9 protein-coding genes are annotated in these 10,391 nt (G+C 72.8%); 7 read left to right on the top strand and 2 right to left on the bottom strand.

What is annotated here, in order from left to right:
• Positions 1–113 precede the first annotated feature (113 nt).
• From ABD106_RS01870 to ABD106_RS01880, 3 genes are read left to right on the top strand one after another with little or no spacing between them, the layout of a single operon-like run.
• Positions 114–947, top strand: a complete 834-nt coding sequence (locus ABD106_RS01870) for an amino acid ABC transporter substrate-binding protein (RefSeq protein WP_343916741.1) — start codon at positions 114–116, stop codon at positions 945–947.
• Between the two features lie 22 nt (positions 948–969).
• A complete protein-coding gene (locus ABD106_RS01875; RefSeq protein ID WP_343916743.1) occupies positions 970–1,626 on the top strand; it encodes an amino acid ABC transporter permease in 657 nt (218 codons plus the stop codon).
• Positions 1,616–2,416: an amino acid ABC transporter ATP-binding protein gene (locus ABD106_RS01880; RefSeq protein ID WP_343916745.1), complete on the top strand. Its 801-nt coding sequence runs from the start codon at positions 1,616–1,618 to the stop codon at positions 2,414–2,416. Before ABD106_RS01875 ends, ABD106_RS01880 begins: the two co-directional genes overlap by 11 nt.
• A 123-nt stretch (positions 2,417–2,539) precedes the next feature.
• On the opposite strand, the gene ABD106_RS01885 is transcribed toward ABD106_RS01880, so the two are convergent.
• Positions 2,540–2,761 carry a DUF7455 domain-containing protein gene (locus ABD106_RS01885; RefSeq protein ID WP_343916747.1) on the bottom strand — a complete coding sequence of 74 codons (222 nt, stop codon included), beginning with the start codon at positions 2,759–2,761 and terminating at the stop codon, positions 2,540–2,542.
• A 198-nt stretch (positions 2,762–2,959) separates the two neighbouring features.
• Between ABD106_RS01885 and ABD106_RS01890 the strand changes: the two genes are divergently transcribed.
• On the top strand, positions 2,960–5,038 hold the full coding sequence (locus ABD106_RS01890; protein WP_486281830.1) for a DNA gyrase/topoisomerase IV subunit B: 2,079 nt from the start codon (positions 2,960–2,962) through the stop codon (positions 5,036–5,038).
• 52 nt (positions 5,039–5,090) lie between these two features.
• Positions 5,091–6,059: a polysaccharide deacetylase family protein gene (locus ABD106_RS01895; protein ID WP_343916751.1), complete on the top strand. Its 969-nt coding sequence runs from the start codon at positions 5,091–5,093 to the stop codon at positions 6,057–6,059.
• Between the two features lie 15 nt (positions 6,060–6,074).
• Here the strand turns inward: ABD106_RS01895 and ABD106_RS01900 are convergent, their stop codons facing one another.
• The gene (locus ABD106_RS01900) at positions 6,075–8,534 is read right to left on the bottom strand and encodes a DNA gyrase/topoisomerase IV subunit A (RefSeq protein ID WP_343916753.1); all 2,460 of its coding nucleotides are present in this window, start codon (positions 8,532–8,534) and stop codon (positions 6,075–6,077) included.
• 77 nt (positions 8,535–8,611) lie between these two features.
• Here ABD106_RS01900 and ABD106_RS01905 point away from each other — a divergent pair, with 77 nt between their 5' ends.
• Both ABD106_RS01905 and ABD106_RS01910 read left to right on the top strand, forming a co-directional pair.
• The gene (locus ABD106_RS01905; protein WP_343916755.1) at positions 8,612–9,661 is read left to right on the top strand and encodes an alkaline phosphatase family protein; all 1,050 of its coding nucleotides are present in this window, start codon (positions 8,612–8,614) and stop codon (positions 9,659–9,661) included.
• Positions 9,662–9,700: 39 nt separating this feature from the next.
• A complete protein-coding gene (locus tag ABD106_RS01910; RefSeq protein WP_343916757.1) occupies positions 9,701–10,120 on the top strand; it encodes a hypothetical protein in 420 nt (139 codons plus the stop codon).
• Positions 10,121–10,391 lie beyond the last annotated feature (271 nt).

Genomic DNA, 10,391 nt, shown 5'->3' on the forward strand with positions numbered 1-10,391 from the left:
CGCGGGCGGCCTTCGTCGCGTCCGCAGGCCGGAGGGCCGCCGGGACGACCGCGTGTCGCCGGGAGGTCGCTCCGCGCTCTAAGATGGAGTGTTACCCCCGAGAAGGAGCGCTCATGCCTCGATCCCGTACCGCCGCATCCCGACTGGCCCCGCTCGCGGCCCTCGCCGCAGCATCCGTCGCCCTCGTGGGCTGCTCGACGGTTGCGGATCCGGCGCCGAGCGGCGAGACCTCGACGGGACTGACGATCGAGCAGGTGCAGGAGGCTGGCACGCTCGTCGTCGGCACCGAGGGCACGTACTCGCCGTTCTCGTTCCACGAGGGCGGCGCGGGCGAGCTCACGGGCTACGACGTCGAGATCATCACCGCCGTCGCCGAGCAGCTCGGCGTCGAGGTCGAGTTCGTCGAGACGCCCTGGGACGCGATCTTCGCGGCGCTCGACGCGGGCCGCGTCGACGTCATCGCCAACCAGGTCTCCATCACGCCGCAGCGCCTCGAGCGCTACGTCTTCAGCGAGCCCTACACGTACTCGCCCGGCGTGCTCATCGTCGCTGAGGGCAGCGACATCGCCTCGTTCGACGACCTCTCGGGGCGCACGAGCGCGCAGTCCCTCACGAGCAACTGGGCCGAGATCGCGACCGAGGCGGGCGCCGACGTCGAGGAGGTCGAGGGCTTCGCGCAGGCCGCAGAGCTGCTGCGCTCGGGCCGCGTCGACGCGACGATCAACGACCGCCTCACCTACCTCGACTACGTGCAGTCGCAGGGCGGGGAGACGGGACTCGTCGACGTCGCCGAGACCGAGGAGACGAGCGAGAACGCGCTCGCCTTCCGCGCCGGCAGCGAGTCGCTCGTGACCGCCGTGGACGAGGCGCTCGCCGCCCTCGCCGCCGACGGCACGCTCGCGGAGATCTCGGAGCGCTACTTCGGCGAGGACGTCTCGCAGCCGTGACGCACGGCCGTAGGCTCGCCGCGTGAACTGGGAGCTGATCCTCGAGTCGATCGGACCGATCGCGCTCGGCGCCGTCACGGGCACCATCCCGCTGACGCTCGCCTCGTTCTCGGTCGGCATCGTGATCGCGATCGCCCTCGCGCTCGCGCGCATCTCCGGCATCGCGTGGCTGTCGGGCCTCGCGCGCGCCTACATCTCGGCCATCCGCGGCACACCGCTGCTCGTGCAGCTGTTCGTCATCTTCTACGGCATGCCGCAGATCGGCATCACGCTCGACCCGTGGCCGAGCGCCATCATCGCGCTGTCGATGAACGTCGGCGGCTACGCGGCCGAGATCATCCGCGCCGCCATCCTGTCGATCCCGCGCGGGCAGTGGGAGGCGGCGTCGATGATCGGCATGTCGCGCGGCCAGTCGCTGTGGCGCATCGTGCTGCCGCAGGCCGCGCGCGTGTCGGTGCCGCCGCTGTCGAACACCTTCATCTCGCTCGTGAAGGACACGTCGCTGTGCTCGGTGATCCTGTTCACCGAGCTCTTCCGCGTCGCGCAGCGCATCGCCGCGCCGAGCGGCGAGTTCCTGACGATCTACATCGTCGCGGCTGCCGTCTACTGGGTCATCTGCCTCGCGCTCGCGGCCGGCCAGGACCGCCTCGAGAGGAAGCTGGACCGCTATGCCGTCTGAGAGCAGTGGACCGTCTGAGAGCACCGGGCAGTCTGCGCTGCTGCTGTCCGCGCGCGGCCTGCACAAGTCGTTCGGCGACAACCACGTGCTGCGCGGCGTCGACCTCGACATCGCGCCCGGCACGGTGCACGCCCTCATCGGCCCGTCCGGCTCCGGCAAGACGACCGTGCTGCGCTCGCTCAACGGGCTCGAGTCGCCCGAGGCGGGCACGCTGCGCATCGGCGACCTCGAGCTCGACCTGTCGAAGCCGCGGTCGCGGCGCGAGCGCGCCGCGCTGCACCGCGCATCCGCCATGGTGTTCCAGCAGCACCACCTCTTCCCGCACCTGAGCGTGCTCGGCAACGTCACGATCGGGCCGATCCGGGTGCAGGGTCGCGACCGTGACGAGGTCGTCGCCGACGCGCTCGCGCTGCTCGACCGCGTCGGGCTGCGGGAGAAGGCGGATGCGTTCCCCTCGTCGCTCTCGGGCGGCCAGCAGCAGCGGGTGGGCATCGTGCGCGCGCTCGCGCTGCAGCCGTCGATGCTGCTGTTCGACGAGCCGACGTCGTCGCTCGACCCCGAGCTCGTCGGCGAGGTGCTCGCGGTCATGACCGAGCTCGCGGGGGAGGGGTGGACCATGGCGGTCGTCACCCACGAGCTCGGCTTCGCGCGTGAGGTCGCCGACGAGGTCTCGTTCTTCGACGAGGGTGTGGTGGTCGAGCGCGGCTCGCCCGATCAGGTCTTCGGCGACCCGCGCGAGGAGCGCACGCGGCGCTTCCTGCAGCGGCTGCAGGGCCCGTTCGGCCGCTGAGCGAAACCGGCTGCACACGCAGAAGCGGCTGCACCTGCCGAGCCGGCCGCACACGCAGAAGCGGCCCGCCCCGGCTGGGGGCGGGCCGCGTCGCGAGGACGGCGCGCGATCAGCGCGCCGTCGTCATCGCTCGTCGAGCTTGGCCGACTCGTCGTGCCACACCTTGGCGAGCGGCTTCATCGCCTCGCGGTGCTTCGCCGCGTGGTGGGCGCAGAAGAGCAGCGTGCCGCTCTCCATCGTCGCGCGGACGTACGCCTGGGCGCCGCAGCTGTCGCAGCGGTCCAGCCCGCTGAGCGGGGCGTCTGGCTCCTCGATCTCGAGCGTCGTGGTCTGGGTGTCGTTCACGGTGCCCTCCTTCTTCCGTCCGTGCTCCATCGTGGCACGTCCCAGCCGAGAAACCGTGCCAATCGGGTAACGGTTCGCCAGCGGCGCAACCCACAGGGAGCCGCGCGCCCTGCCGCTCGACGCGGCTCGCCCGCCGTAGGCTGGCGAGGCGGCTCGACAGCGGAGCCGCCTCGACGCATGCATGGAATGGGGGATCGGTTGGCCGTCGCATCCGACTACTCGGCACGGCACCTCACGGTGCTCGAGGGTCTCGAGGCGGTGCGCAAGCGCCCCGGCATGTACATCGGCTCGACCGACTCCCGCGGCCTCATGCACTGCTTGTGGGAGATCATCGACAACTCGGTCGACGAGGCGCTCGGCGGCCACGGCAGCGAGATCACCGTCGTGCTGCACGCCGACGGCTCTGTCGAGGTGCGCGACCGCGCGCGCGGCCTGCCCATCGACATCGAGCCCCGCACGGGCCTCTCGGGCGTCGAGGTGATCTTCACGAAGCTGCACGCGGGCGGCAAGTTCGGCGGCGGCGCCTACAAGTCCTCCGGCGGCCTGCACGGCGTCGGCGCATCCGTCGTCAACGCCCTCTCCGAGCGGCTCGACGTCGAGGTGGACCGCGACGGCGCCACGTGGGCCATGTCGTTCCACCGCGGCGAGCCCGGCGAGTTCCTCGACGAGGGCGAGCCGTCGCCGACCGCGACGTTCCTGCCGTTCACGGAGGAGTCGCACCTGCGCAGGGTCGGCAAGGTCGCGAAGGGCGTCACGGGCACCCGCGTGCGCTATTGGGCCGACCCGCAGGTGTTCACGAAGGGCGCCGAGTTCCTCGCCGACGAGCTCGCTCGCCGCGCGCGCCAGACCGCGTTCCTCGTGCCGGGCCTCTCGCTCCAGATCATCGACGACCGCGCCGACGAGCGCGTCGTCCACGACTTCAAGTACGACGGCGGCATCAGCGAGTTCGTCGAGTACCTCGCGCCCGACCCGGCCCTCACCGCGACGTGGCGGCTGACGGGCGAGGGCGCGTTCCAGGAGACGATCCCGGTGCTCGACGAGGAGACCGGCCACATGGTCACGCGCGAGGTGGACCGCACGTGCGAGGTCGACATCGCGCTGCGCTGGGGCACGGGCTACGACACCGTCGTGCAGACCTACGTCAACATCATCTCGACGCCGAAGGGCGGGTCGCACCTCGCGGGCTTCGAGCAGTCGCTGCTCAAGCTCATCCGCGACCAGGTGGCGGCGAACGCGCGCAAGCTCAAGGTCGGCAACGACAAGATCGAGAAGGACGACGCGCTCGCGGGCCTCTCGGCCGTCGTGACGGTGCGACTGCCCGAGCCGCAGTTCGAGGGCCAGACGAAGGAGGTGCTCGGCACGCCCGCCGTGCGCCAGATCGTCGCCCAGGTCGTGCAGCGCGAGCTCAGCGCGATCCTCACCTCGTCGAAGCGCGACGAGAAGGCGCAGGCCGGCCAGCTGCTCGAGAAGATCGTCAGCGAGATGAAGGCGCGCATCTCCGCGCGCTCGCTCAAGGAGACCGCTCGTCGCAAGACAGCGCTCGAGTCGTCGTCGCTGCCCGTCAAGCTCGTCGACTGCCGCTCCAACGACGTCGCGCAGACCGAGCTCTTCATCGTCGAGGGCGACAGCGCGCTCGGCACGGCGAAGCCCGCGCGCGACAGCGAGTTCCAAGCGATCCTGCCCATCCGCGGCAAGATCCTCAACGTGCAGAAGGCCTCGGTCGCCGACATGCTCTCGAACGCGGAGTGCGCGGCGATCATCCAGTCGATCGGCGCCGGCTCCGGACGCTCGTTCGACATCGACGCCGCGCGCTACGGGAAGATCATCATGCTGTCCGACGCCGACGTCGACGGCGCGCACATCCGCACCCTGCTGCTCACGCTCATCCACCGCTACATGCGCCCGCTCATCGAGGAGGGCCGCGTCTACGCGGCCGTGCCGCCGCTGCACCGCGTGCTCGTCAAGCACCGCGGCAAGCCCGACGAGGCGGTCTACACCTACTCCGACGCCGAGCTGCACCGCACGCTCACGAAGCTCAAGAAGGCCGGCAAGACGTGGCACGAGCCGCCGCAGCGCTACAAGGGGCTCGGCGAGATGGACGCCGATCAGCTCGCCGAGACGACGATGGACCGCGGCCGTCGCACGCTGCGCCGCGTCACCATCAGCGACGCGGAGCGGGCGATCGAGATCTTCGAGCTGCTCATGGGCAACGAGGTCGCGCCGCGCCGCGAGCTCATCGTGACGAGCCAGGTCGACCGCGACCGCATCGACGCCTGATCGTGACCCGGCGGGACTTCCCCCGCCGACCGGGCGAGCGCATACTGGCCGCATGCGAGCGGCGCGTCGCGTCCTGGCCGGGCTCGCACTGATCGCGAGCCTGGCGATGGTCTCCTGCGGCGCGCCGGAGCCCGGCGCACCCGGGCCGAGCACCTCCGACGCCGGCACCTCGGAGCCCGGCACCTCGGAGCGCGGCGCGACGACCGCCCCGGCGTCGACCAGGCCGCCCGCGACGGGTGCGCCCTCCGCGGGGCAGACCGAGCCGCCGCTCGCGGAGCCGTCGCCGACACCTGCACCGCGAGCGACGCCCTCGCCTCCACCGCCCTCACCTGGCATCCCGCCGACGCCGCCGCCCGGGGCGCAGCAGCCGCCGACCGGACTGCCCGCGGCGTGGCGCGGCATCGACCTCGAGCGCATCCCGACCGACCGGCGCATCGCGGCGCTCACCTTCGACGGCGGCAGCTCCGATGCCGGGGTGGCCGCCGTGCTCGCCACGCTCGACCGGTTCGACGCGCCCGCGACGTTCTTCGTCACCGGCGCGTTCGCTCGCACCTACCCGGCCCAAGTGCGGGCGATCGCCGCTGCGGGGCATCCGGTCGGCAACCACAGCGACCGCCACCTCGCGTTCCCTGACCTGACCGACGAGAGCATCAGGGCCGACCTGGCCGCGGCAGAGGCGTCGATCACGACGGCGAGCGGCCTCCCGGCGATGCCCCTGTTCCGCTTCCCCTTCGGCGCCCGGACCGATCACGACATCCGGATCGTGAACGACGCGGGCTACCTGCCGATCCGCTGGAGCGTCGACTCGCTCGGGTGGCAGGGCACGAGCGGCGGCCTCAGCGCGGATGCCGTGGTCGACCGGGTCGTGCGCACCGCGGTGCCCGGCCACATCGTGCTCATGCACGTCGGCGCGAACCCCGACGACGGGACGACGCTCGACGCCGACGCGCTGCCGCGCATCATCGAGCAGCTGCGGGATGCCGGCTACGCGCTCGTCGACCTCGACGAACTCCTCGGCTGACCCCGCGGCGGAGGGTCAGTCGCCGAGGCGGGCGCCGATCGCGCCGATCGCGCCCTCGACCGAGACGCCCGAGCCGGCCCGCGGTGCGCCGCCGGGCGGCAGCTGCCGCTGCGACCCGTCCGCGCCGACCGCGAGCGGTGCGTGGCCGGCCCACGCGAGCGCGAGCCCGGCCTCGCCCTTGAGCAGTCGATGCGCCTGCACGCCACCGGTGCCGCGCCCCTTGGGCGGGAACTCCGCGAGGTCGGAGACCTTCGCACGCGGCTCGTCGAGCCCTGCGAGCGTCTCGGCCGGCTCGGTGACCGTCACGACCTCGGCGCCGTCGGCGACGACGCCCGCGAACCGCACGAGCGCGCCGCCCTTGAGCCCGATGCCCTTCATGCCGGCGGCGCTCGGGCCCTGCGGGTTGACCTGCCCCGCCGGGAAGCGCAGCAGCTGCGCGTCGCTCGTGACGAGCACGATCCAGTCGTCATCGGGAGCGGGCGCGATGCCCACCACCCGGTCGCCGGCCTTGAGCGAGATGACCGGCTCGCGGTCGCGGTCGCGCAGCTCGCCCGGGCGGATGCGCTTGACGGTGCCCTGCGCCGTCGCGACGAGCCACGGCACGGCGTCGTCGGCCGCGCTCAGGTCGATGAGCGCGACGGCCTCCTCGCCGCGCTCGAAGGCGCCGAGGTCGCGCACCTTGATGCCCGCCGTCAGGCCGATGGATGCCGGCGGCACCGACGGCAGGTCCGCGGGCGTGAGGCGCAGCACGGCACCCGTGGAGGTGACGAGCCCGAACGTGCCGCGCGTCGTCGTCGCGACGCTCGAGCGGATCGCGTCGTGGCGGCTGCGCCGCGCGGGCGCGGGGATCGGCTCGTCGCCGTCGACGCGCACGACGCGGCCCGTGGCCGACAGCAGCACGCGCGTCGGCGCATCCGCGATCTCGAGCATCGCGGCGGCCTTCGCGGCCGATGGGCGCCCCGACGTCGCCTGCTGCCCGTTCGCCTCGGTCAGCAGCGAGCGCCGCGGCGTGCCGAAGCGCTCGGCGACCTCGTCGAGCTCGGCGGCGACCACCTCGTGGAGCGCGGCCTGCGTGCCGAGGATGCGCTCGAGCTCGGCGATCTGCGCGAGCAGCTCGTCGCGCTCGGTCTCGAGCTCGATGCGGCTGAACTTCGTGAGCCGGCGCAGCCGCAGCTCGAGGATGTGCTCGGCCTGCAGCTCCGAGAGGTCGAAGACGTCCTGCAGCCGCTTTCGCGCCTGCTCGGTGTCGTCGGAGGTGCGGATGACCTGGATGACCTCGTCGATGTCGAGCACCGCGATGAGCAGGCCCTCGACGAGGTGCAGGCGCTCGCGGCGCTTCCGCAGCCGGAACTCGCTGCGGCGGCGCACGACGCCGACGCGGTGGTCGAGGTAGACGCGCAGCAGCTGCTTGAGGCCGAGCGTCTCCGGCACGCCCTTCACGAGCGCGACGTTGTTGATCGAGAAGCCGTCCTCGAGCGGCGTCTGCCGGTAGAGCTGCTGCAGCACCGCATCCGGGTCGAAGCCCGTCTTCACGCCCACCACGAGCCGCAGCCCGTGCTTGCGGTCGGTGAGGTCCTGCACGTCGGAGAGGCCCTGGAGCTTCTTCGCGAGCACGCCGGCCTTGATCTTCTCGATCACGCGCTCCGGGCCGACGAGGTAGGGCAGCTCGGTGAAGACGATCGTCGTCTTGCGGCCCTGGCGCTCGATCGACGCGCGAGCGCGGGTGCGGAACGATCCCTTGCCGCTCTCGTACGCATCCCGGATGCCGTCGAGGCCGACGATGATGCCGCCGCCGGGCAGGTCGGGGCCCGGCACGTGCCGCATGAGGTCGGCGGTCGTCGCGTCGGGGTGCGCGAGCAGGTGCTTCGCGGCCTGCACGACCTCGACGAGGTTGTGCGGCGCCATGTTCGTCGCCATGCCGACCGCGATGCCGCTCGCGCCGTTGACGAGCAGGTTCGGGTAGGACGCCGGCAGCACGTCGGGCTGCTGGTACGAGTTGTCGTAGTTGGGGATGAAGTCGACGACGTCCTCGTCGAGGCCCTCGGTGAGCGAGAGCCCGGCGGCGGCGAGGCGCGCCTCGGTGTAGCGCGCGGCCGCTGGGCCGTCGTCGAGCGAGCCGAAGTTGCCGTGGCCGTCGACGAGCGGGAGCCGCAGGCTGAAGTCCTGCGCGAGGCGCACGAGCGCGTCGTAGATCGCCGAGTCGCCGTGCGGGTGCAGCTTGCCCATCACGTCGCCGACGACGCGCGCGCACTTCACGTGGCCGCGATCGGGGCGCAGGCCCATCTCCGACATCTGGAAGAGGATGCGTCGCTGCACGGGCTTGAGGCCGTCGCGCGCGTCGGGCAGCGCGCGCGCGTAGATCACCGAGTAGGCGTACTCGAGGAAGGAGTCCTGCATCTCGGCTGCGACATCGATGTCATCGATGCGCTCGGAGACGAGGCTGTCCGAAGGCGGGGGAGGAGGTGAGGCAGTCATAGGCTGGAGGAATGCTACCGACGCGAGCGCCCGGATCTCGGAGCCTTGCCGACGTTCTCGCGAGCTCGTCGCTCGCGATGCGCGGGCAGCCGAACCCGCTCGGGCTGCCGAAGGTCGCCGGCGCGATCGTGCTGCTCGCCGACGGGCTCGGCTCGGCGCAGCTGGGCCAGCGCGCGGGGCACGCGCGCACGCTCGCGAGCGCACCCGGCGGCTCGCTCGACGCCGGCTTCCCCACTACGACCGCGGTCGCGCTCGCATCCCTCACGACGGGCGCGCTCGCGGGCCAGCACGGCATCGTCGGCTACGACGCGCTCGTGCCCGGGTCGGGCGTGCGCAACCAGCTGCGCGACTGGGGCGGCCCGATGGACCCCGCCGTCTGGCAGCGGCTGCCGACGCTGTTCGAGGCGGCGCGCGCCGACGGCATGCCGGCGATCGTCATCGGCGAGCCGCGCCACGCGGCGGGCGGCTTCACGGGCGCGGTGCTGCGCGGCGCCGAGTTCCGGGGCGGCCGCACGATGGCCGACCGCTTCGAGCTCGCGACGCAGGCGGCGCGCGAGCGGGCGCTCGTCTACCTGTACGTGCCGGAGCTCGATCGCGCCGGCCACGATCGGGGCTGGCAGAGCGCCGCCTGGATCGACGCCCTCGAGGAGCTCGACGGCCACACCGCCACGCTCGCCGCCGGGCTGCGGCGCGACGTGGGCCTCATCGTGACCGCCGACCACGGCATGGTCGACGTCGATCCGTCCGCGCACCGCATCGCGCCGCTCGAGCTGCTCGAGGGCATCGCTCACGTCGCGGGGGAGCCGCGCTGCCTGCAGCTGCACCTCGCCGAAGCCACGGGGGCCGACGGGGCACGGGCCGATGCGGTCGCCGACGCCTGGCGCACATGGATCGGCGACGGCGCGTGGGTCGCGACGCGCCAGCAGGTGATCGACACCGGCTGGCTGGGCGAGGTGCACCCGGAGGTCGCGCCGCGGCTCGGCGACGTCTTCGTCGCCGCTCGCGGCCGCGGTGCCGTCTACCTCGACGGCGACGACCCCGGCCGCGGCATGGTCGGCCAGCACGGCTCGCTCACGCCCGACGAGCTGCGCGTGCCGCTGCGCCGCTTCGGCGCCTTCGCGCCGTAGCCTCCGATCGAGGGCGACGGCGCCCGGAAGGCAGGGACGATGCTCGCTCGCTCGAAGTCGGCCGCCGCGATCGCGATGGCCTCGGCCATCCTGCTCTCCGGCTGCGCCGCGCAGTCGGGTCCGGCGCCCATGACGCAAGCGGAGCTCGACGACTTCTCCGCCGCGTACTCGGACGCTACGGCGATGACGGTCGGCGAGGCCGTCGCGCTCGCGCCGGGCGGCATGGTCGGCATGATCGACGTGCGGGTCGCCTCCGGCATCGGCGGGACCGAGGAGGTCATCCTCGGCGAGCCGCCGGAGGAGCTCCACGACTGGTCGGTCGTGGGGCTCTGCATGTACGCCGACAGCGTGCCCTCGATCGAGGTCGCGGCGGTGCCGCCCTCGCACGTGCAGGCGTTCGCCGACGGCCCGGGCCTCCACCTCGTCTGCGACGGGCCGCCCGAGCCGATCGAGGGGTAGGCGCAGGGCCTGTCCGGGCACGAGCCCGAACCTGGCGTCCAGGTGCGGGGTACAGGATGATGCGCATCAGCCCGGGCACGCCGCCCGGGGAGCAGCCGAGAGAGGACCCCGCCATGCGCAGATGGCTCATCACGACCGTCGCCACCGCCGTCATCGGGTTCGTCGTCCGCAAGCTGGGCGAGCGCCGCGACCAGCAGGCCGGGCGCCGCTCCTCACGCCGGCGCTGAGCCGGAGCCTGCACGCAGGGCGGTCGATCGACGCGGGCGCGACC

This window comes from Agrococcus citreus (assembly GCF_039527715.1).
In the GTDB taxonomy this organism is placed as follows: Bacteria; Actinomycetota; Actinomycetes; order Actinomycetales; family Microbacteriaceae; genus Agrococcus; species Agrococcus citreus.

What these genes read in the sequence shown, in the direction of transcription:
- ABD106_RS01870 (WP_343916741.1), top strand. Translation starts at nt 114, where the DNA reads ATGCCTCGATCCCGTACCGCCGCATCCCGACTGGCCCCGCTCGCGGCC.
- ABD106_RS01905 (WP_343916755.1), top strand. Translation starts at nt 8,612, where the DNA reads ATGCGCGGGCAGCCGAACCCGCTCGGGCTGCCGAAGGTCGCCGGCGCG.
- ABD106_RS01895 (WP_343916751.1), top strand. Translation starts at nt 5,091, where the DNA reads ATGCGAGCGGCGCGTCGCGTCCTGGCCGGGCTCGCACTGATCGCGAGC.
- ABD106_RS01910 (WP_343916757.1), top strand. Translation starts at nt 9,701, where the DNA reads ATGCTCGCTCGCTCGAAGTCGGCCGCCGCGATCGCGATGGCCTCGGCC.
- ABD106_RS01900 (WP_343916753.1), bottom strand. Translation starts at nt 8,534, where the DNA reads ATGACTGCCTCACCTCCTCCCCCGCCTTCGGACAGCCTCGTCTCCGAG.
- ABD106_RS01880 (WP_343916745.1), top strand. Translation starts at nt 1,616, where the DNA reads ATGCCGTCTGAGAGCAGTGGACCGTCTGAGAGCACCGGGCAGTCTGCG.